This is a genomic window from Glycomyces artemisiae, assembly GCF_003002955.1.
In the GTDB taxonomy this organism is placed as follows: domain Bacteria; phylum Actinomycetota; class Actinomycetes; order Mycobacteriales; family Micromonosporaceae; genus Glycomyces; species Glycomyces artemisiae.
This window is the reverse complement of the sequence record NZ_PVTJ01000003.1, coordinates 367,777-388,332: the sequence shown is the minus strand read 5'-3', so window position 1 is coordinate 388,332 and position 20,556 is coordinate 367,777. Positions and strand designations below refer to the sequence as shown.

The following is a 20,556-nucleotide window of genomic DNA, read 5'->3' as shown; positions in this document are numbered from 1 at the left end:
AGTATCTGATACCGGTAACAATGATGTTGCCGCTTCCCTCGAAGGAGAGCGCATGGTCGCCTCAACCCGCGCGAGCCGGTTCACGCTCCGCTCCCTCGCCGCCGCAACGGCACTCGGCATAGCCGTCTCAGGGGCCACCGCGGCCCAAGCCGCGCCGGACGACCACCTCGTCGCCCACTACGCGCTCGACGAGACCAGCGGCACGGTCGCCGCCGACAGCTCCGGGAACGGCCACGACGCCGTCATCGCGGGCGGCGCGACCCTCACCGGCGGCGAAGGCTTCCGCCTCGACGGCGCCGACGACCACGTCAAGCTCCCGAACGACCTCCTCGCCGGGCTCACCTCCATCACCGTGAGCACCGAGGTCCTCGTCCGGGCCGAGCAGGGCACGCCGTACTTCATCTACGGCCTCGGCAACCCCGCGTCCTCCAGCTCCGGCACCGGCTACCTGTTCTCCACCGGCAACGCCTACCGCACCGCCATCACGACCGGCAACTGGTCGGGGGAGCAGAACACCACGAGCGGCGCGAACCTCGCACGCGGCGTGTGGAAGACGATCACCTACACCCTCGACGACGCCACCGACACCGCCACGGTCTACCTCGACGGCGTCCAGGCCGCCCGGAACACCGCCGTGACGATCACGCCCGCGCAGATCGGCGGCGGCACCACCACCGCGAACTACATCGGACGCTCGAACTACTCGGCCGACAAGTACCTCGCGGGCAGCGTGCGCGACTTCCGCATCTACGACACGGCGCTCACCGCCGCCGAGGTCGCGGCGCTCCAGCCCTCCGACGAGACCCGCACGCAGCGCGACCTCGCCGCGCTCGACCTCGGCGACCTCGCGAACGTCACCGCCGACCTGGCCCTCCCGACCGCGGCCCCCAACGGCTCCGCGATCACCTGGGCCTCCAGCGACGAGGCCGTCATCTCCAATACCGGCCGAGTGGCGCGACCCGCAAGCGGCGCAGCCGAAGTGACGCTCACCGCCACCGCCGTCAAGGGCTCGGCCACCGCGACCCGCGAGTTCACCGCCACCGTCCCCGCCACCGGCGAGGCCGACTACCAGGCCGACCTCGACGCGATCACCATCCCCAACGGGGACGACATCCGCGGCAACATCGACCTCCCGCAGACCGGCGCCGTCACCGGCGGCACCATCGCCTGGACCGCGTCCCCCGAAGGCGTCGTCTCCACCGTCGCCGACGGCGACATCGCGCCCGGCGTCGTCACCCGCGGCGCCGCCGACCAGGACGTGGTCCTCACCGCGAGCGCCGGCGGCCTGACCCGCGAGTTCCCCCTCACCGTGCGCGCCGCGCACGAGCAGTCCGAGTACGAGGGCTACGCCTTCGCGTACTTCACCGGCAACACCGTCGCGGGCGAGAACATCCACTTCGCCGCGAGCGACGGCAACAACGCCCTCGCCTGGAACGAGCTGAACGGCGGCCTCCCCGTCCTGTCCTCGCAGTACGGCGAGCAGGGCCTGCGCGACCCGTTCATCATCCGCTCGCCCGAGGGCGACACGTTCTACCTCATCGCCACCGACCTCTCCATCGGCTCCGGCACCTCCTGGGACACCTCTCAGCGCCAGGGCAGCCGGTACCTCGAAGTGTGGGAGTCGCACGACCTCGTGAACTGGTCGGCGCAGCGCCACGTCCTCGTCTCGCCCGAGACCGCGGGCAACACCTGGGCCCCCGAGGCCTACTACGACTCGGGCCTCGGCGCGTACGTGGTGTTCTGGGCCTCGAAACTGTACGAAGAGGACGACCCGGCCCACACCGGGAACACCTACAACCGCATGATGTACGCGACGACCCGCGACTTCACCACGTTCAGCGAGCCGCGGATCTGGCAGGACGGCATGTCCCGCATCGACTCCACCGTCACCCTCGACGACGGCGTCTACTACCGCTTCACCAAGGACGAGGGCGCCGGGACCACCGGCTGCTCCGACATCATCCAGGAGTCCTCGACCTCGCTGCGCGCCCCGCTCGACGAGTGGACGATGATCGACTCGTGCATCGGCCGCGACGCCGGGACGAGCGCGGTCGAAGGGCCCTCGATCTTCCAGGCCAACCCGGGCGACGTCAACGGCGGCGGCAAGCACTACCTCTTCGTCGACGAGTACGGCGGCCGCGGCTACATCCCGCTGACCACCGACGACATCGCCACCGGCGGCTGGACCGTCGCGGAGGACTACGACCTCCCCGCCAGCCCGCGCCACGGCACCGTCATCCCCGTGACCGCCGACGAACTCGCGGGCCTCTACGAGGGCCGCGCCCCGATCTCCTCCAACGAGGACGGCCAGGTCGTGGACTACGACTTCACGGGCGGCTCGGGCACGACCCTCACCGACGCCTCCGGCAACGGCCGCGACGCGACGATCAACGGCGCCACCTGGAACGACGGCGCGCTGTCCTTCGACGGCACCGACGACTACGTGGACCTGCCCGACGACCTCATGGCCGGGCTCACCGACATCTCCGTCGATGCCGACGTGTGGGTCGACACCGCCCAGTCCGGCAACTACTTCATCTGGGGCCTCGGCAACACCGACGCGGCGGGCAGCGGGCGCGGCTACCTCTTCACCACCGGCAACGGCTCGTACCGCACCAGCATCACCACCAGCACGTACACGAACGAGCAGACCGCCAGCTCCGGCTCGGCCCTGCCGCGCGGCCGCTGGGCCCACCTCACCTACACGCTCGAAGGCGACACGGCCCGCCTCTACCTCGACGGCGTCCTCGTCTCCACCAAGATCGACGTCACCGTCGACCCCGGCGACATCTCCGGCGGCGAGACCTGGGCCAACTACCTCGGCCGCTCGCTCTACGAGCAGGACGGCCGCTTCAAGGGCAGGTTCCGGTCCTTCGCGATCTACGACCGCGCCCTGAGCCCGGGCGAGGTCCTCGACCGGGCGGGCGCCACGGGCGCCGTCACCGACGTGTCCCTCACCGACCCCGCCGCGCTCGCGACGACCCCGCTCATCGACATGGACGCGCACACCGTCGTCCTCCCGGTCGTCCCGGGCACCGACGTCGCCTCCCTCGCGCCGACCTTCACGACCGCCACGGGCGCAACGGCATCGCCCGCCTCCGGCACCGTCGTGGACCTCACCGAGCCCGTGCAGTACACGGTCACGTCGGGCGGCGAATCCACGGTGTGGACCTTCTCCGCCCAGATCGTGAACAGCCCGGTTCTGCCCGGCCTCTACGCGGACCCGAACATCGCCGTCTTCGGCGACACCTACTACCTCTACGCGACCACCGACGGCTACTCCGGCTGGGGCGGCAAGGACTTCTACGTGTGGTCCTCGAAGGACCTCGTCGACTGGACCCGCTCCGAGGAGCCGATCCTCACCCTCGACGGCGCGAACGGCGACGTCCCCTGGGCCAGCGGCAACGCGTGGGCGCCGACGATCATCGAGCGCGGCGGGAAGTACTACTTCTACTTCAGCGGCCACAACACCGCCTTGAACCGCAAGACCATCGGCGTCGCGGTCGCCGACAGCCCCGAGGGCCCGTTCACCGCCCAGCCGAACGCGATGATCCTCAACAACGAGGCCGTCACCTCCGGCCAGGCCATCGACCCCGCGGCGTTCCACGACCCCGTCACCGGGAAGTACTACCTCGCGTGGGGCAACGGCGGCCCGACGAACGGCCCGGTCATCGCCGAGCTGAACGACGACATGACGTCGATCAGACCCGGCTCCTACAAGCGGATCTCGGGCCTGACCGACTTCCGCGAGGGCATCTTCCTCAACTACCGCGAGGGCCTGTACCACCTCACGTACTCCATCGACGACACCGGCTCGGAGAACTACCGCGTCGGCTACGCGACGGCGACGAGCCTCGACGGGCCCTGGACCTACCGCGGCGTGATCCTCCAGAAGGACCCCTCGCTCGGCATCCGCGCCACCGGCCACAGCTCGATCATCAGCGTGCCCGGCACGGACGACTGGTACATCGCCTACCACCGGTTCGCGCTCTCCGGCGGCGACGGCACCCACCGCGAGACCACGATCGACGCGCTCGACATCGGCGAGGACGGCCTGTTCCAGACCGTCGAGCCGACGCTCACCAGCGTCGCGCCGCAACCCGTCGGCCCCGAGATCTCGGTCGTCCTCGGATCGCGCTGCGTCGCGGGCAAAGTCGTGCTGACCGTGCAAGTGAGCAACGACAGTGACCGCACCGTGGGCCTCCGCGTCTCGACCTCCTACGGCGACAAGACGTTCCGGGCCCTCGGCTCCGGCGGCGTCCTGTCGAGCGCGTTCACGACCCGCGCGGCAGCGGTCGCCGCTGGCACGGTGACCGTGACCGCCACCGACACAAACGGCACCGCCTTCACGCGGACGACCGCGTACGCCGCCGCGTCATGCGGCTGAATCCGGGGGGCGAACCGCGCCCCCCGGTCCGATCCTTGAAAGGACCCCTGATGAATCGTGGAATGTTGACATCCTCTCCGCCTTGAAGGAACGGAGATTCCCGGCTAGCGGCTCGCGGGTGCGAGTCGGGTACGGGTGGGTTCCTGCTTCTGTTTCTTGCGGGGATTGCCAGGTCTGCCGGACGAGTCCGGTCTTATGTCCTGTCCACAGGCGTTTACCGTCTCCGCCTGCCCGGCGGCGACCTGGTGTGCTCGTGCGAGGCGCTGGCCCTCGCGTTTGATATTGATCGCGGCGTTGCGGTCCCGGACGTGGAAAGCGCCGCACCCGCACGCCCATTCCCGTATTCCCAGGTCTGCAAGACCCTGCGGTCCGGTCAAGGACCCGCACGCCGAGCACAACCGCGTCGAAGGGAACCACCGGTCGACCTTCACGAAGGTGCGGCCGGTCCGGGCCGCTTGCGCTTCAAGCAGGACCAGGAACCGGCCCAGCGCGGCATCCTGGACCGACTTCGCGCCCCGACCCCGGGACAGGCCCCGCACGTTCAAGTCTTCGACGTAGAGGGCTTGGCTCTCGCCCACGAGTGTCTTGACCTGCTTGTGCAGCCAGTCGTCCCTGCGATTGCGGACCTGCTCATGTACCTTGGCGACCTTGACGCGGGCTTGGGCCCGGTTCGCCGAGCCCCGCTCCTTGCGCGACAGGGCCCGCTGCGCCTTCTTCAGCTTCCTTTCCATCCTGCGGAAAAACTTCGGGTTCTCGATCACGCGGCCGCTGGACAGGACCGCGAAGTCCTTCAAACCCAGGTCGATCCCGCACTCCGCCTCCGGGTCCGCGATCGGCTCCAGGCGTTCGGCATCGTCGTTGACCGCGACGACGAACGACGCGAAATACTTCCCCGTCGCCGTCTTGACGATCGTCACCGAACTCGGTTCGGACGGCAGGTCTCTGGACCAGGCGACTTTGAGGTCCCCGATCTTCGCCACATACAAGCGCCCGTTCGCCCGCAGTGCGAACCCGTTGCGGGTATACCGGGCTGCTTGCCGCTGCGAGCGGCGCTTGAACCGGGGCGGACCGACCCCGGCCCTGGCACGCTTCCCTTTGACCGAGTCGAAGAAGTTCCGGTAGGCGGCATGGCAGTCCCGCAGCGCCTGCTGCAACGGCACCGTCGACACTTCGGCCAGCCAGGCTCGCTCCGGGGTACGCTTCGCCTCGGTGATCAGTCGCTTGTCGAGTACCGCGGTCGACGGGTACGGCAGGCCTTGGGAATGCGCCTTCCTTCGGGCCGCGACCGCGTCATTGAACACCGTCCGTACACACCCGAACGTCCGCGTGAGCGCGGAGCGCTGCGGCGCGGTCGGGTAGACCCGGTAGGTATAGCGAAGATGCACCACGAAAGCGTATCGACCGGGTACGACATCCATCCCCCCAGCGCGCAGTCCCGCACAGCGGGACTGCGGGCGAGCAATCGCCCTAGATTCCTCCCCGGCGTAAACACCGGGACCTCCTCCGGGAAAACCGAATGAAGAGCTCGTCGTCAGCGCCCGCCACCTGGTGACCGGCGCCGAGGGCCGCCGGTCAGGAGACCGCGTTCCCCGGCCCCTCCGAGCCGGATTCTGGGCCGTGCCGTGCCGTGGCCCCAGCTCATCGCGCTGGCGGGCATCGGCCTGCTGATCGGGTCGAGCCTGTGGGGCCGCCGCCGCTCCAAGGCCCGCCTCGAACACCTCCTCGAAGAGGCCCGCGAGGAAGGCCGCCGCGAGGCGGCCGAACCGGTCTAGGTCCCGTCCGAGACCGCGGGCAGGATCGTTCCGGCGACCGCTCCGAAGCCGATCCGGGCGCCGTCCGGGCCGGGGGCGGTCGCGCTGATGACGACCTCGTCGCCGTCGAGGAGGAACGTGCGCTCCTCGCCCTTCACGGTCACCGGTTCCGCGCCGCCCCAGGTGAGTTCGATGAACGCGCCCCGCTGGTGCTTCGCGGGGCCTGAAATGGTGCCGGAGGCGAAGAGGTCGCCGGTGCGGGTAGAGGCCCCGTTGACGGTCAGGTGGGCGAGCATCTGGGCGGGGGACCAGTACATCTCGCGGTAGGGCGGGCGCGAGACGCGCTCGCCGTTCCATTCGACGTCGAAGTCGACGTCGAGGCCCCAGTCCTCGCCGCCGCGCAGGTACGGCAGCGGGGCGGGGATCTGGCCGGGGAGCGGCACGCGGGCGTGCTCCAGGGCCGCAAGGGGAACGACCCACGGGGACACCGAGGTCGCGAAGCTCTTGCCGAGGAACGGGCCCAGCGGCACGTACTCCCAGGCTTGCAGATCGCGGGCGGACCAGTCGTTGACCAGGACCGCGCCGAAGACGTGCTCGGCGAAGTCGTCGACGTCGATCCGCCGCCCCAGCGCCGATCCGGTGCCGACCACGAACCCGAGTTCGGCCTCGATGTCGAGCCTGCGGCTCGGCCCGAACGTCGGCACTGCCTCGTCAGGGGCTTTGCGCTGCCCGCAGGGGCGCACGACGCCGGTGCCGGAGACGACCACCGTGCCCGCGCGCCCGTGGTACCCGACCGGGAGGTGCCTCCAGTTGGGCATCAAGGGCTCCTGGCCGGGCCGGAACAGGCGGCCGAGGTTCGCGGCGTGGTGCTCGGAGGCGTAGAAGTCCACGTAGTCGCCGACCTCGAACGGCAGGTGCATCCGGACCTCGCGCAGCGGGTGCAGCGCCTGCTTCGGCACCTGGCCCTCGACGGCGGCGCGGAGGCGCACGCGCGCCTCGGCCCAGCGCCGGGGCCCCTGCGCCATGAACGGGTTCAGCGTGGGGGCCGCGAACACCGGGTCGTCCAGCAGGAGCGACAGGTCGGCGACGGTGTCGCCGACGCGCACCCCGACCCGCCGCGTCCCCTCCTTTGTGGAGAACACGCCGTAGGGCAGGTTGTCGGGCCCGAACGGCGAGCCGTCCGGGATCGCGATGCGGCTCATGCAATTCCCTCATGGTGGTGGTCGGGGACGCCGACCAGGCCGAGTCCGATCAGCTCGTCGAGCGGTTCGGTGATGCTGCACGTGCCGAACGACGTGAACGCCGCCCGCGCCTCCCGCACCCGCGCCTCGGTCAGGTCGGCCACGTGGTCCGCGACGGCGTCGTCGTCGCGTTCGGCGAGCAGCGCACGAGCTTCGGTCTCCGTGCCGCCGTGCAGGAGCGCGTCGGCGGCGAGGAGCAGATTGAGGAAGCCGTGCTGCTCGAAACCGTGGGCGGCGTCGGTGTTGCGCACCGCGTGGTGGAGTCCCGCGGTGGCCTTGAACGGCAGCCCGGCCGCGACCGCCGCCGCGATGCCCTCGGCGAGTTCGGCCTCGCCGGGGTACAGCTCGGCGCGGACGCCGCCGGTGCGGAACTTCGCCTTGTACCCCTTGGGGATCGCCGCGATGAGCGGCAGTCGCCGCCCGTCGCGCGGCACCTCCACGCACACCTCCAGGTCGGGGGCGTCCTCCAGTGCCGCGTCGAGGTCCGCCAGGAACGCCTCCGGAGCCGCGCCCTCGGGCACGGCGACCTCCACCGACCGGACCTCGGCCGGCAGCAGCGCCGCGTTCCCCAGGGCCGCGGGGATGCCCGCGGGGCCGTCCGGGAACGTCACCGCGAGCGGCAGGACCGGGTCCCCCGCCGGCAGCAGCGGCGCGAGCCGGGGGAGCGCCGCCGCCGGGAGCACCAGGGGCCCGACGAGACCGGCGTACCAGACGCGCCGCCGCGCGCCGTACGCGCGGACCGCGAGCGCCAGCGGCGCGTTCCCCGGCGGGAAGACCGCGGCGTCGTCGAAGAGGCCGACCGTGAACGCGGGGATCAACGCGGCCCCCGGCCCGCCCACGTCCACGCGTACCCCGGGTCCTCGCTGGCCGCGGCGCCCTCGCCGAGTTCGAGGGGCCGGAACGTGTCGACCATGACCGCCAGCTCGTCGAAGAACTCCGCGCCGAGCGACCGCTCCATCGCCCCCGGCTGCGGGCCGTGGCTGTGCCCGCCCGGGTGCAGGCTGACCGAGCCCTGCCCGATCCCCGAGCCCTTGCGCGCCTCGTAGTCCCCGCCGCAGTAGAACATCACCTCGTCGGAGTCCACGTTGGAGTGGTAGTACGGGACGGGGACGGCCAGCGGGTGGTAGTCCACCTTGCGCGGCACGAAGTTGCAGATCACGAAGTTCTGCCCCTCGAACACCTGGTGCGCGGGCGGCGGCTGGTGCACGCGGCCGGTGATCGGCTCGAAGTCCCCGATGTTGAACGTGTACGGGTACAGGCACCCGTCCCAGCCGACCGCGTCGAACGGGTGGGTCGCGTACACGTACCTGGTCCCGGTGATGCCGCGCGACCCGCGGTGCTTGACGAGCACCTCGACGTCCTCGCCCGCGACGGTGAACGGCTCGTCCGGTCCGTGGAGGTCGCGCTCGCAGAACGGGGCGTGCTCCAGCAGCTGCCCGTACCGCGACAGGTACCGCTTCGCGGGCGTGATGTGCGAGTTCGCCTCGATCGCGTACAGCCGCAGCGGCTCCGGCCCGGCCGGGACCCACCGGTGGGTCGTCGCGCGGGGGATGACGACGTAATCGCCCCGGCGCGCGCTCAGCACCCCGAACACCGTCTCCACGGCCGCAGCCCCCGACTCGACGTACACGCACTCGTCCCCGACCGCATTGCGGTACAAGGGCGACGCCTCACCGGCGACCACATAGGAGATCCGCACGTCCGCGTTGCCGAGCACGAGCCGGCGACCGGTGACCGCGTCGACGGCCTTCCAGTCCGGGTCCGTCAGGTCGTGCAGCTTGAAATGCCGCGGCTTGAGGGGCCGGTGCTCCTCGGTGGCCTGCCCGGGGACGTCCCACGGGGACGCGTCCACGATCGCCGAGGGGATCCCGGAGTGGTAGAGCAGCGAGGAGTCCGAGGAGAACCCCTCCTCGCCCATGAGCTCCTCGCGGTACAGGCCGCCGTCGGGCGTGCGGTGCTGGGTGTGCCGCTTCGGCGGCACGCTGCCGATGCTGCGGTAGTACGCCAAGTCGCCTCCTCCATCCGATGCCGCGCTAAGGACACCGCATCCGCCGGACATTGGCAAGAGTGCCGCCTCCGACTGGTAGATCCGTGCACTTCATGCCAGCGAAACCGCGAACCGACTGGACAATCCGACCACCCGAACGTCCCCCGCCGCGCCACCGCGAAGACCCGGCCCGTGTCGGCCCCCGTTGCTACGCTCCCGCCATGGGAGCACTCAGATACTCGATCAACGTCACTGTGGACGGCTGCTGCGACCACCGCGCCGGCCTCGCCGACGACGAGCTGCACCAATACTCGGCCGAGATCATCGACCGCGCCGACGCCCTCCTCTTCGGCCGCGTCGTCTACCAGATGATGGAGGAGGCGTGGCGGCTGCCGGAATCCGGCGACCTGCCCGACTGGATGACCCCGTCGCTGGCGGAGTTCGCGCGGACCATCGACGCCAAGCCCAAGCACGTCGTCTCCAGCACCCTCGACAACCCCGACTGGAACGCGCAGCTCGTGGAAGGCGATCTCGTCGAATCCGTGCGGCGCCTCAAGGACGAGTACGTGAACGGCCTCTACGTCGGCGGCGTGACCCTGCCGCTCGCGCTGGCCGACGCCGGGCTCATCGACGAGTACGAGTTCATCGTCCACCCGCGCATCGCGGGCCACGGGCCCACGCCGTTCAAGGGCCTCGCCGCCTACGTCGACCTGGCCCTGGTGGGCCGCCGGGAGTTCGCCTCGGGCGCGACCGCGCTGCGGTTCGAGCCGAAGCGCTAGCGGGTCAAGGGGCGCCGTGCGCCCCCGCGGTGCCCGCGACCAGCGCCGTGACCGCGCTCCGCAGCCGTTCGGCGTCCACCGACCCGGCGAGGACGAGCCGGTGGAGCACGCTCACCGCGGCCAGCGCCAGCGCCGCCGGATCGGCCGCCTCCGACAAGCGGCCCAGACCTTGTTCCGCCGCGAGGTATTCGGCGGCGGCGCGCTCGACCGCGTCGAAGCCCGAGCCGCCCGCGCCCAAGACGTCCTCGACCCGTGCCGTCAAATCGGGCCGCATCGCCAGCAGCCGCGCCAGGGCCGTGAGCCCCGGCCGCGGCATCGCGGCGAGCCCGTCGGCGAGGTTCGTTCCGACCTCGCCGGTGCCGACGCGCTCATGGAACGCGGGCGCCGCCGCGATCGTGAAGGACCGGTCGACCGCGTAGGCGGCCAGGAACCCGTCGAAGTCCGCGAAGTGCGTGTAGATCAGCCCGGTGGCGACCCCGGCCTCCGCCGTCACGGCCCGCCCGGAGAGCTTCGCCGCGCCCTCGCGCAGCACCACGGTGTCCGCGGCGGCGAACAGATGCTGCCTGAGCTGGGGTATCGCGATTCCTCGGGGCACGCGCTCCAGTGTATCGACGCTAGCCCCGGCCCGTGCGCAACCGGAATGAGCAGTCGTTCATACTGAGAATGAACACATGCTCATACTCGTGAGGAGACGCACATGGGAACCCCGGGACAGCGGCGCGCGCTGATCGTCGGCGCGGGCATCGCCGGACTGGCCGCCGCCCTCCGCCTGCACCGCGCCGGATGGCGCACGCTCGTGGTCGAGCGCGCCCCCGAGCGCCGCAGCGGCGGCTACATGATCAACCTGGTCGACGGCGGCTTCGACGCCGCCGAGCACCTCGGCCTCGTCCCCGCGCTCAAGGAGCGCGACCTGGGCCTGTTCACCTCGATCATCGTCGGCGCCGACGGCACCGCGAAGTTCGCCGTCCCCGAGGAGGTCGTGGCCGCCGCGGTCGGGCCCCGCGCCCTCACGGTCTTCCGCGGCGACCTCGAAACCGTGCTGTACCAAGCGGTCCGAGACACCGCCGAGTTCCGCTTCGGCACCACCGTCACCGAGATCGACCAGGACTCAGGCGGCGTCACCGCGGCCCTCTCCGACGGCCGCACCGAGCGCGCCGACCTCCTCGTCGGCGCCGACGGCCTCCACTCCGCCACCCGCGCGCTCGTCTTCGGACCCGAAGCCGACCACCTGGTCGACATGGGCCACATGGTCGGCGCCCTCCCGCTCGACGGGCCCCCGCTCGGCCTTGACGAAGGCACCGGCACCACGTTCATCGGCGTCGGCCGCACCGCCGCACTCATCAGCCTCGGCCCCGGCCGGTCCTCCGCGTTCTTCGCCTACCGCACCGACGACACCGCCGCGCAACTCGAACTCGGTGCGGCCCAAGCGCTCTCGGAAGCCTTCGGCGACCTCGGCGGCGGCGTCCCCGACGCCCTGCGGCGCCTGCGCGAGAATCCGGACCCCGCCTACTTCGACTCCGCGTCCCAGATCCGCATGGACGCCTGGAGCCGCGGCCGCGTCGTCCTCCTCGGCGACGCCGCCTGGTGCGTCACCCTCTTCGCCGGATACGGTGCGGCCCTGGCGATGAGCGGCGCCGACCGCCTCGGCGACGCCCTCGAACGGGAAGTCGACATCGCCACCGCACTGTCCTCATGGGAATCGAACCTGCGTCCCGAGGTCCGCAGGCGGCAGGCCCTCGCCCGCCGCGGCATGGTCCAGTTCGCGCCGCCCACCAAGGGCCACATCTGGATGAACGAGACGGCGATGCGCGCCATGCGCCTGGCCCCCGTCCGCAAGCTCATGGCGCGGGCGGCCCGCACCGCCAAGTAGCGGGAGGGTCAGTTCGCCTCGGCGTGCCGCTGCGACAGCTCCCAGAGGCGCTGGAGCAGGGCCTCGTCGAGCTCGGTGCTGGCGGGCTCGTTCGCGATGGCGGCGGTGGAGCCGTGGACCTCGGCGTGGAGCTGCTCCATGCGCCGGTCGAGGTGCTCGGCCGCCGCCGCGGCCTCGGAGAGCTCGTCGGCCAGGTGCGCGGGCACGTCGCCGTCGTACTTGTAGAAGATCTTGTGCTCCAGGCTCGCCCAGAAGTCCATCGCGATGGTGCGGATCTGGACCTCGACGGTGACGGGCACGGGCCCGGTGGAGAGGAACACGGGGATCTCGATGATCGCGTGGAGGCTCTTGTACCCGTTGGGCTTCGGCTGCGCGATGTAGTCCTTGACGGTGAGCACCCGCACGTCGTCCTGGGAGGTGAGCGCGTCGAGCACCCGGTAGGTGTCGGCGATGAAGCTGCAGGTGATGCGCACGCCCGCGATGTCGGTGATGTGCTCGCGGATCGAGTCGAGCGAGGGCGCGAGGCCGCGCCGGGCGACCTTGTCGAGGATGCTCTCGGGGGACTTGATGCGGGAGGTGATGTGCTCGATGGGGTTGTACCGGTGCAGGTAGAGGAACTCCTTGCGCAGGATGCCCACCTTGGTGAGCACTTCCTCCACGCCGAACTGGTACGCCATCATGAAGCGGGAGAAGTCCTCGCGCATCTGGCGGGCGTACGCGACCATGTGCGCGTCGGGCGCCATGCTCTCGTGTTCGCCGGTGTCGTACCCGCTTCGGATTGCATCCACGATTCGAGCGTATGCGCCCGTCACGGCCGCGGACAGCATCGACATCGTCATCTCGGTCACGACATGTGGCATCCGTCTCAAGCGGCGGGCGCTCGGCTCTCGGAGGAACAAGGCGCACGCCTACGCGATCAGGGCTCGCTTTTTCGCCTTGGCAACCGTATGCTCGCCGTGATCCGTTCAACCGAGCAACGACGCGGAGGCCGACGGCATGGAATCGCAACTTCGGAGCGCCGAGTGGTACGAGGGCACCGACCGGAACGCGTACATCCACCGGGCATGGATGCGCCGGGGCGTGCCCGACAGCGCGTTCCAGGGCCGCCCCCAGATCGCCATCGCGAACACCGCCTCCGAGCTGGTGCCCTGCAACGCCCACCTCGACGAGGTCGCGCAGTCCGTCAAGCACGGCGTCTACGAAGCGGGCGGCATCCCCCTGAACCTCCCGGTGACCGCGCCCGGCGAGACCCTCGTCAAGCCCACGGCCATGCTGTGGCGCAACATGACCGCGATGAACGCCGAGGAGATGCTCCGCGCCAACCCCGTCGACGGCGTCGTCCTCCTCGGCGGCTGCGACAAGACGATCCCCGCGCTCCTCATGGCCGCCGCCTCAGTGGACCTGCCCGCGGTCGTCGTCCCCGGCGGCCCGATGCTCACCGGGCACTTCCGGGGCGAGGCCCTCGGCTGCGGCACCGACGTGTGGCGCCTGTCCGAGGAAGTCCGCGCCGGGACCCTCAGCCAGGCCGACTTCCTCAAGTCCGAGTCGGCCACGATCCGCTCCAAGGGCCACTGCAACACCATGGGCACGGCCTCCACGATGGCGCTCGTCGCCGAGGCCCTCGGCATGACCGTCCCCGGCCTCGCCGGGACCCCCGCCCCCGACGCGCGCCTCCTCGAAGCCGCCCACGGCGCCGGGAAGCTCGCCGTCGACCTCATCGCCGCCGACCGCCGCCCCTCCACGTTCCTCACGAAGGCCAACTTCCACAACGCGATCGTCGCCCTCGCCGCCATCGGCGGCTCCACCAACGCGGTCGTCCACCTCCTCGCCATCGCCGGGCGCCTCGGCATCGACCTCACCGTCGACGACTTCGACCGCATCGGCGCCGACGTCCCGCTCCTGGTCAACCTCCGCCCGGCCGGGAAGTACCTCATGGACGACCTCCATCGCGCCGGCGGCTTCCTCGCCGTGCTTCGCGAAGTCCGCGACCTGCTCGACCCCGAGGCGCTCAGCATCACCGGCGAACCGCTCGTGTCCTACCTGGACGAGGCCCGGATCTGGGACGAGGACGTCATCTCGCCGCGTGAGCGACCGCTCCAGAAGGCCGCCGGGATCGCCGTGCTCCGCGGCAGCCTCGCCCCCGGCGGGGCCCTCGTCAAGCCGTCCGCGGCCTCCCCGCACCTGCTCCAGCACCGCGGCCGGGCCCTCGTGTTCGACTCGATCGAGGACTTCCGCGACCGCATCGACGACCCCGACCTGGACGTCGACGCCGACACCGTCCTCGTCCTGCGCGGCTGCGGTCCCAAGGGCTACCCCGGTATGCCGGAGGTCTCCAACCTGCCGCTGCCCAAGAAGCTGCTCGCCCAAGGGGTCCGGGACATGGTCCGCATCTGCGACGGGCGCATGAGCGGCACCGCCTACGGCACCGTCGTCCTCCACGTCACCCCCGAGGCCGCCGCCGGAGGGCCCCTCGCGCTGGTCCGCACGGGCGACACCGTGATCCTCGACGTCGCCGCCCGGCGCCTCGACCTCGACGTGCCCGCCGACGAACTCGCGGCCCGCGTCCCCAACACCGCCACCGTCGACGGCTACGCGAAGCCCGCGCGCGGCTGGGAGCGCCTGTACATCGACCACGTCACCCAGGCCGACACCGGCGCCGACCTCGACTTCCTCCAAGGATCCAGCGGCGCCGAAGTCCACCGCGAATCCCACTGAGGCCCTTGGCTAACCGGCCTCGCGCCGATACCGCATGAGCCTGCGCAGGCCCTCGGGATCGGCGCCGGCCGCGGGCGCGAGCGCGGCCTCGATCCGGGCCCGCGCCGCCTCGGCGTCCAAATGGGCCCCGATCGCGACCAGCTCGCCGCCCGGACCCGCCCGGTGCGCGGCGATGTCGATCTGACCGCCCACGACGTTCACGAGGACGCCGCGCGGCCGCGACCCCGTCGCCACCGGGAGCACGCCCTTCATGCGGTAGGCGCCCGGCGGCGGCTGCTCCAGCAGCTCCAGGAGCGCGGCCGGGCCGACCGGCCCGGCCGTCCGCACGGTCACCGACCGCGCGTGCGAGTGCCCCGCCTCGTGGCCGTGCGCCTCGCGCGCCAGAGCGGCAAGGGGGAGTTCGTCCTCGGGGTCGACCGCCGAGGCCGTGTCGTACACCAGCTCGGGATCGACACGGCCCCTTGAGGTCCGCACGATGTGGATGTCGGGGTTGACGGTGCGGATGCGCGCCTCGATCGCGCTCAGCGCGCCCTCGGCCTCGCCCTCCGGCAGCCGGTCGCACTTGTTGACCACCGCGAGCGTCGCGGCGGCGAACCGGGACGGCGGGTTCGTGTTGCGGTCCACCGTGTTGAAGTACTCGACGGCGTCGACCACGTCCACCACCCCGCCGGGCCGCACCCGCTTGACGCCGCTGAAGTAGACCATCTTCGCCAGCGCCCCGGGCTCGGCGATCCCGCTCGCCTCCACGATCACGACGTCCAGCCCGAACCGGGGATGCGTCAGCCGCTCCAGCGCCGCGTCGAGCGCGCCCAGGTCCTCGATGCAGCACAGGCAGCCCCCGGCGATCGAGACCGGCTCGTCGACCTGCCCGGTCACCAGCCCGGCGTCCACGTTCACCTCGCCGAAGTCGTTGACCACCACGCCGACCCGGGCACCCGGGCGGCACAGCAGATGGTTGAGCAGCGTCGTCTTGCCCGCGCCGAGATGGCCCGCGAGCACGACCACCGGCACGCGCCGGTCCGCGGTCCGCTCGGCCACGGGCCCGCCGATCACGTGAAATCACCCGAGTGGCCCTGCGCCCACTCCTCGAACGTTCGAGGTGGGCGGCCGGTCACTCGCTCGACGTCGGGGAACACCCCGGACTCGTCGAGCGTGCCGTCCACGTAGAACTCCCAGAACGCCCGCACGTACTTGTCGGGCATGGTCGCCTCCAGCTCCGCCCGGGTCTCCTCCAGCGTGAGGCCCTCGAAGCGGAGCGGCCGGCCGAGCACCTCGCCGAGGACCGCGATCTGCTCGGCCGGCACCATCGCCGTGGGACCGGAGAGCCGGTAGACCCGCCCGTCGTGCGCGTCGTCGGTGAGCGCGGCGACCGCGACAGCGGCGATGTCGGCCGGGTCGATGCAGGCGACGGGGACGTCGCCCCACGGCGCGCGGACCACGTCCCCTTCGCGGAGCTGCGGCAGCCAGCGCAGCGTGTTCGACATGAACCCGCTGGGCCGCAACGCGGTCCATTGAAGCCCCGACTCGCGGGCCGCGGCCTCGGACCGGATCATCATGGCCGTGACCGCGTTCTCGGGATTCCCGACGTCGGTGGAACTCCCGGACAACTGCACGACGCGCTCGACCCCGGCCGCGCGCAGCCGCTCGTACACCCCGGGCATGTCCGCGAACCCGGGCAGCAGGAACACCGCCTCGACCCCGCCGAGCCAGGGCTCCAGCGAGTCGGGCCGGTCGAGGTCCCCGACCGCCGCCTCCGCTCCTTCCGGCAGCTTCGCGCGGCCCGCGTCGCGCACCAGCGCCCGCACCCGGCGGCCCTGCGCGACCAGCGCTTTGACGACTTCTCCGCCGACGTTCCCGGTCGCCCCGGCGACCAGGTAGGCGGGTTCACTGCTCGACACCCGTTGCACTCCAATCGGTCCGTACTCCTCGGACGATTATGCGCCCGCCTCCGAGCGGATCGTCCGCTCAGTCCAGGGCCCGGAGCACCACGGTCACTTCGTTCCGGTTGTGCCGCAGCTGCCGGGCGAACTCGATCGTGTAGCCCCGGCGCAGGATCGCGAACGACTCGTCGAGCTGCGAGAGGACGTGGTGGCTCCCGGTCTTCAGCGTCACGATGCACATGCCGTGCCGCTTCAGCAGGGGGAGGCTGTCGATCATCAACTGGCTCGACCTGGTCGGGCTCATCTTCATGTCGTTGACGATGAGGTCGAAGCGCCGGTCGCTCTCGCGGATGAAGTTGCCCGCGGTGGTCCGCTCGTGGACCACGTCGGGGCGCTTGAGCACCGCCGGGTCCAGGTCCCCGGGGTCGACGGCCGTGGTGCGGAACCCGCGCTCGGCGAGAATCCTGGTCCAGCCGCCGGGCGCGGCCCCGTAATCGAGCGCGGTCCCACTGTGCCCGAACGGGAGTCCGTGCTCTTTGAACAGCTCTTCGAGCTTGAACTCGGCCCGCGACACCTGCTCCGCCGGGCGCGACAGCCGCACCTCGCCGCCGGGCCAGGAGCTCAGGCTGTCGGCGATGCGGTTGAACCCGACGACCGCGGTCTTCGGCGTGTAGCAGACCGACACCGCGTACTCGGCGCCCGCCCTCGACACCTGGAAACCGCGGTCGGCGAGCACCTGGGCCGCCTCGTCCCAGGCTTCGCGCCGATTGAACTTGTAGACCGTCCTGCCGCTCTGCCAGAGCTGGAGCGACACCTCCGGCGAACGGTGCTGCTCCCGAATCGCGGAATCGACCGAATCGGCGACATCGGCCAGTCCCGAATCGAACGGATCGAATTCGGCGATCACATTCGTCACATGCCGCGGGAACACCAGCGGCACGCGATTGACGATGTCCGACAAGTCCTCCGCGGTCGAGAACCGCGTTTCGAGAATGGCGGACTCAGCGCCCACCCGACGCATTTCCACCGCGTCGTCCACGCTGCGGAATATCTCCTCCTTGGCGTTCAAGAACGAATCCGCTGCCATGGAGACCAATGATTTCCGCAATGCCATTCCGATTCCCTAGAAGCCGTCCCCGCGGCCCCGTCATCCGCGGCCGCGATTCGCGCCCGCTATCATATCCCAGCCGATTTCCCCAGCTCATGATCGTTCGCGGAAAGGACCCCCTCCGATGACCGAGGCGATCACTCCCCGGGATCGGGCCGTCCTCGAACGCGCCTGGCGCCAATCGGCCTCCGGCGCCCTCGCCCGCATCCGGCGCCTGCCCGGCAACAGCCACCGCACCTACGAATGCGCCGCCGACCGCGGCGATCCGCTGATCGCGCGCCTCGCCGACCCGGCGAACTCCCGCTTCGCACTTGAAACCGAGGTGCTGCGCCGCATCGCCGACACCGGCACTGTCCCCGTCCCCGCGATCCGCTACACCGATGCCGAGGTGATGGTCCAAGAACGCCTGCCCGGCGTCGCCCTGCGCGACTACGCCGCGAACAGCAGTCTCCGCGACGCCCACGCCGCCGTCGAACGCGCCGGCGAAGCGCTCGCGGCGATCCACGCCGTCACCACCGAAGGCTTCGGTCCCCTTGGCCCCGGCCTCCGCGGTTCCCATGCGCGCCTGGGGGAGTGGTTCATCGACCTGCTCGCCCCGAAAGTGGCGGCCGCCCGCGGCGCCGACCCCGAGTCCGGCGCCCTCCTCGACGAGGCGTTCGACCTCGTATCCGCCCACCGCTCGGCCCTCGACGCCGCCGGTCCCGGCCTCGTCCACGGCGACTTCAGTCCCGCCAACCTCCTCGTCGACGGCACCGGCCGACTCACCGGCGTCATCGACTGGGAATCCGCCAAGAGCGGCCCGCCCGGCATGGACATCGGCTGGTGGGACTGCTTCTTCGACACCCCGCGGACTCCGACGGCACGGCTCCTCGCGGGCCGCGAGCGCCACGTCCCGCTCGACCCCGCCCGCCTCGCCGCCCTCCGGCACCTCACCGTCATCAGGGTCATGATCGCCCACTTCACCTGGACACTGACCATCGACGACCCCGACGGCATCCGCACGGCCGCCGACCGCCTCCGCACCGAGCTCGCCGACAGCGGGGCCTGGGCCCTGGCATGACCGGAGCCCGGACGGGTGCCGCCCGGCCGGGCCGCACGGTCGGGGCTCAGGTCTCGTTCTGGAGCTTCGCGACCTCTTCTTCGAGCCCTTCGCGGGTGAGGCGGAGCTGCTCCTCGGCGACCTCGACGGCCTCAAGGAAGCTGCGCGCCCGCGCGAGCTGCCGTATCCGGTCCTCGGCCTCGCGGTCGCGCCGTCCCGCGTTGTCCCTGCGGTACTCGGCGACGGCCCGGTCGGCCTCGTCCCTGGCGCGCTCCTGCGTCTGGCGCATGAGCTCGGACGCCTGGGAGCGGGCCTGGGCGATGATCTGCCGCGAGTAGTGCTGCGCCTGGTTGACGTAGCTCTCGGCCTGCTGCTGGGCCTGCGAGACGAGGTTGACGGCCGTCGACGTCGGCGTGGCCGGGAGGGTCGCCTGCAAGCGCAGGGAGCTCTGCTGCGACTGCCAGGACCGCAGCGCCTCCTTCAGCTTCTCGGCGTCGGTCCGCAGGGCCGCTTCGCGCTGGTCGCGGCTCGCCAGCTCGTCGGCCACGAGTTCGAGGAACCGGTGGACCTCGTCGGGCTGGTAGCCGCGCCTGGTCAGGCTCGTCATCGAGAACCTGGCGTTGTTGACTTGTCCGACAGTGACTTTCACATCACGCGACCGATAGTTGTACACCATGGAACGTCCTCTCTCACGCGCCCGCGGGCTCGAAGTGAATGGCATCCGCTCTGATGCCGGCGCCGACCAGGTACTTCCCGCTCGACTCCACCATTCCTGAAGGGCCGCAAAGGTACACGTCGGCGCCCGTGCAGCGCCCGTGCGCCACGGCCAGCTCCGCCGGGGACCCGACGCGCGCTCCTGCGCCGAACAGGTCCTCGTCGACGCAGGCCACCAGCTCCAGCCACTCGTAGCGGGCCGCGAGGGCCTGCATCTGGTCGAGGCAGTAGAGGCCCGCGGGACTGCGCGCGCCCCAGTACAGGCTGACCGGCCGCGGGGTGGCGGCGATCTGCTCGATGAGCGCCTTCATCGGGGCGACGCCGGTGCCGCCCGCGATCATCGCGACCGGGCCCGAGCCCGGCCGCAGGGTGAGCCCGGTGCCGAAGGCCGGTCCGACCCGCAGGGAGTCGCCCGGTCGGAGCAGGGAGACCAGCGCGGTCGAGACCTCGCCGCCGTCGACGGCCCTGACGTGGAGTTCGATGGTGCCGTCGCTCCGGGGCGCGTTGGCGGGGGAGTACTGCCGCCAGGCCCGCGGCCGCAGGTCCGTGCACAGCGAGACCGACTGGCCCGGAACGAAGTCGAGCCGCGTCCCCGGGGCGATGGTGATGATCGCGGTCTCCAGGTCGCGGCGCTCGTGGCCGACGACCTCGGCGTCCCACCAGGCCGGCGCGTAGTGCGCCGCCGCGTCGGCGGCGTCGGCCATGGTCGCGGCGACGAGCTCGTAGGCGGCCGCCCAGTCCGCGGCGATGGCGGGCGTCCAGTGCGGGCCGCTGAAGTGTTCGAGCGTCGCCAGCAGCGCCTCGCCGACGGCCGGGTAGTGGCCGCGCAGGGCCCCGAACTTGCGGTGGTCGCGGCCGAGGGCCTGGAGCGTGGGGACGACCGCGTCGATGGTGTCCACATTGGATACCACTGCTCCGAGCGCGTTCACGAGCTTGTCGCGCTGCGCGGCCATGTTCATGGGGAACAGGTCGCGCGTCTCGGGATAGGTGAGGAACAGGGTCGAGTAGAAGTACAGCGGGACCTGGTCGCCGCGGGCGGCGACCAGGCTCCAGTTCTTCTTCAACCGCTCGGCGTCGATCATGCG

The 20,556-nt window shown here is 71.2% G+C and carries 17 protein-coding genes; 6 read left to right on the top strand and 11 right to left on the bottom strand.

All coding sequences use genetic code 11. From position 1 onward, the window contains the following. Positions 1–52 precede the first annotated feature (52 nt). A complete protein-coding gene (locus B0I28_RS10535; RefSeq protein WP_106363774.1) occupies positions 53–4,387 on the top strand; it encodes a family 43 glycosylhydrolase in 4,335 nt (1,444 codons plus the stop codon). Positions 4,388–4,491: 104 nt separating this feature from the next. On the opposite strand, the gene B0I28_RS10530 is transcribed toward B0I28_RS10535, so the two are convergent. Beyond that, positions 4,492–5,772, bottom strand: a complete 1,281-nt coding sequence (locus B0I28_RS10530) for an RNA-guided endonuclease InsQ/TnpB family protein (protein ID WP_219926687.1) — start codon at positions 5,770–5,772, stop codon at positions 4,492–4,494. Positions 5,773–6,009: 237 nt separating this feature from the next. Here B0I28_RS10530 and B0I28_RS27210 point away from each other — a divergent pair, with 237 nt between their 5' ends. Continuing rightward, the gene (locus B0I28_RS27210; protein WP_181245742.1) at positions 6,010–6,159 is read left to right on the top strand and encodes a hypothetical protein; all 150 of its coding nucleotides are present in this window, start codon (positions 6,010–6,012) and stop codon (positions 6,157–6,159) included. Here B0I28_RS27210 and fahA read toward each other — a convergent pair. The 3 genes from fahA to B0I28_RS10515 are packed head-to-tail and all read right to left on the bottom strand — an operon-like array spanning position 6,156 to position 9,387. Then, positions 6,156–7,340: a fumarylacetoacetase gene (fahA, locus tag B0I28_RS10525; protein WP_106363773.1), complete on the bottom strand. Its 1,185-nt coding sequence runs from the start codon at positions 7,338–7,340 to the stop codon at positions 6,156–6,158. The genes B0I28_RS27210 and fahA overlap by 4 nt on opposite strands. Beyond that, positions 7,337–8,224, bottom strand: coding sequence for a hypothetical protein (locus B0I28_RS10520; RefSeq protein ID WP_181245741.1), 888 nt, complete (start codon positions 8,222–8,224; stop codon positions 7,337–7,339). Before B0I28_RS10520 ends, fahA begins: the two co-directional genes overlap by 4 nt. Beyond that, positions 8,194–9,387, bottom strand: coding sequence for a homogentisate 1,2-dioxygenase (locus B0I28_RS10515; protein ID WP_106363772.1), 1,194 nt, complete (start codon positions 9,385–9,387; stop codon positions 8,194–8,196). Before B0I28_RS10515 ends, B0I28_RS10520 begins: the two co-directional genes overlap by 31 nt. Before the next feature lie 200 nt (positions 9,388–9,587). On the opposite strand from B0I28_RS10515, the gene B0I28_RS10510 reads away from it, so the two are divergent. Then, the gene (locus B0I28_RS10510) at positions 9,588–10,145 is read left to right on the top strand and encodes a dihydrofolate reductase family protein (protein WP_106363771.1); all 558 of its coding nucleotides are present in this window, start codon (positions 9,588–9,590) and stop codon (positions 10,143–10,145) included. 4 nt (positions 10,146–10,149) lie between these two features. Here the strand turns inward: B0I28_RS10510 and B0I28_RS10505 are convergent, their stop codons facing one another. Further along, positions 10,150–10,740 (bottom strand): TetR/AcrR family transcriptional regulator, encoded by a 591-nt coding sequence (locus B0I28_RS10505; protein WP_106363770.1) that lies wholly within the window; start codon positions 10,738–10,740, stop codon positions 10,150–10,152. A 102-nt stretch (positions 10,741–10,842) separates the two neighbouring features. On the opposite strand from B0I28_RS10505, the gene B0I28_RS10500 reads away from it, so the two are divergent. Next, complete coding sequence (locus tag B0I28_RS10500; protein WP_106363769.1) at positions 10,843–12,015, top strand: FAD-dependent oxidoreductase; 1,173 nt, start codon at positions 10,843–10,845, stop codon at positions 12,013–12,015. Positions 12,016–12,023: 8 nt separating this feature from the next. On the opposite strand, the gene B0I28_RS10495 is transcribed toward B0I28_RS10500, so the two are convergent. Then, positions 12,024–12,758 carry a GTP pyrophosphokinase family protein gene (locus tag B0I28_RS10495; protein WP_106363954.1) on the bottom strand — a complete coding sequence of 245 codons (735 nt, stop codon included), beginning with the start codon at positions 12,756–12,758 and terminating at the stop codon, positions 12,024–12,026. A 253-nt stretch (positions 12,759–13,011) separates the two neighbouring features. On the opposite strand from B0I28_RS10495, the gene B0I28_RS10490 reads away from it, so the two are divergent. Then, a complete protein-coding gene (locus tag B0I28_RS10490; protein WP_106363768.1) occupies positions 13,012–14,730 on the top strand; it encodes a dihydroxy-acid dehydratase in 1,719 nt (572 codons plus the stop codon). Positions 14,731–14,739: 9 nt separating this feature from the next. Here B0I28_RS10490 and B0I28_RS10485 read toward each other — a convergent pair whose 3' ends face one another. From B0I28_RS10485 to B0I28_RS10475, 3 genes are all read right to left on the bottom strand, one after another. Next, positions 14,740–15,768 (bottom strand): CobW family GTP-binding protein, encoded by a 1,029-nt coding sequence (locus B0I28_RS10485; RefSeq protein ID WP_219926686.1) that lies wholly within the window; start codon positions 15,766–15,768, stop codon positions 14,740–14,742. An 11-nt stretch (positions 15,769–15,779) separates the two neighbouring features. Further along, positions 15,780–16,628, bottom strand: a complete 849-nt coding sequence (locus tag B0I28_RS10480) for an NAD(P)H-binding protein (protein WP_106363767.1) — start codon at positions 16,626–16,628, stop codon at positions 15,780–15,782. Positions 16,629–16,695: 67 nt separating this feature from the next. Beyond that, positions 16,696–17,649, bottom strand: coding sequence for an SAM-dependent methyltransferase (locus B0I28_RS10475; protein WP_181245740.1), 954 nt, complete (start codon positions 17,647–17,649; stop codon positions 16,696–16,698). A 193-nt stretch (positions 17,650–17,842) separates the two neighbouring features. Between B0I28_RS10475 and B0I28_RS10470 the strand changes: the two genes are divergently transcribed. Continuing rightward, positions 17,843–18,778: a phosphotransferase family protein gene (locus tag B0I28_RS10470; RefSeq protein ID WP_106363765.1), complete on the top strand. Its 936-nt coding sequence runs from the start codon at positions 17,843–17,845 to the stop codon at positions 18,776–18,778. Between the two features lie 46 nt (positions 18,779–18,824). Here the strand turns inward: B0I28_RS10470 and B0I28_RS10465 are convergent, their stop codons facing one another. Both B0I28_RS10465 and B0I28_RS10460 read right to left on the bottom strand, forming a co-directional pair. Then, a complete protein-coding gene (locus B0I28_RS10465; protein WP_281260924.1) occupies positions 18,825–19,433 on the bottom strand; it encodes a DivIVA domain-containing protein in 609 nt (202 codons plus the stop codon). Between the two features lie 13 nt (positions 19,434–19,446). Beyond that, entirely contained in the window at positions 19,447–20,553 is a 1,107-nt protein-coding gene (locus B0I28_RS10460) for a globin domain-containing protein (RefSeq protein WP_106363763.1), read from the bottom strand. Between the last annotated feature and the right edge of the window lie 3 nt (positions 20,554–20,556).

What these genes read in the sequence shown, in the direction of transcription:
- B0I28_RS10535 (WP_106363774.1), top strand. Translation starts at nt 53, where the DNA reads ATGGTCGCCTCAACCCGCGCGAGCCGGTTCACGCTCCGCTCCCTCGCC.
- fahA (WP_106363773.1), bottom strand. Translation starts at nt 7,340, where the DNA reads ATGAGCCGCATCGCGATCCCGGACGGCTCGCCGTTCGGGCCCGACAAC.
- B0I28_RS10510 (WP_106363771.1), top strand. Translation starts at nt 9,588, where the DNA reads ATGGGAGCACTCAGATACTCGATCAACGTCACTGTGGACGGCTGCTGC.
- B0I28_RS10500 (WP_106363769.1), top strand. Translation starts at nt 10,843, where the DNA reads ATGGGAACCCCGGGACAGCGGCGCGCGCTGATCGTCGGCGCGGGCATC.
- B0I28_RS10495 (WP_106363954.1), bottom strand. Translation starts at nt 12,758, where the DNA reads ATGGCGCCCGACGCGCACATGGTCGCGTACGCCCGCCAGATGCGCGAG.
- B0I28_RS10490 (WP_106363768.1), top strand. Translation starts at nt 13,012, where the DNA reads ATGGAATCGCAACTTCGGAGCGCCGAGTGGTACGAGGGCACCGACCGG.
- B0I28_RS10470 (WP_106363765.1), top strand. Translation starts at nt 17,843, where the DNA reads ATGACCGAGGCGATCACTCCCCGGGATCGGGCCGTCCTCGAACGCGCC.
- B0I28_RS10465 (WP_281260924.1), bottom strand. Translation starts at nt 19,433, where the DNA reads ATGGTGTACAACTATCGGTCGCGTGATGTGAAAGTCACTGTCGGACAA.
- B0I28_RS10460 (WP_106363763.1), bottom strand. Translation starts at nt 20,553, where the DNA reads ATGATCGACGCCGAGCGGTTGAAGAAGAACTGGAGCCTGGTCGCCGCC.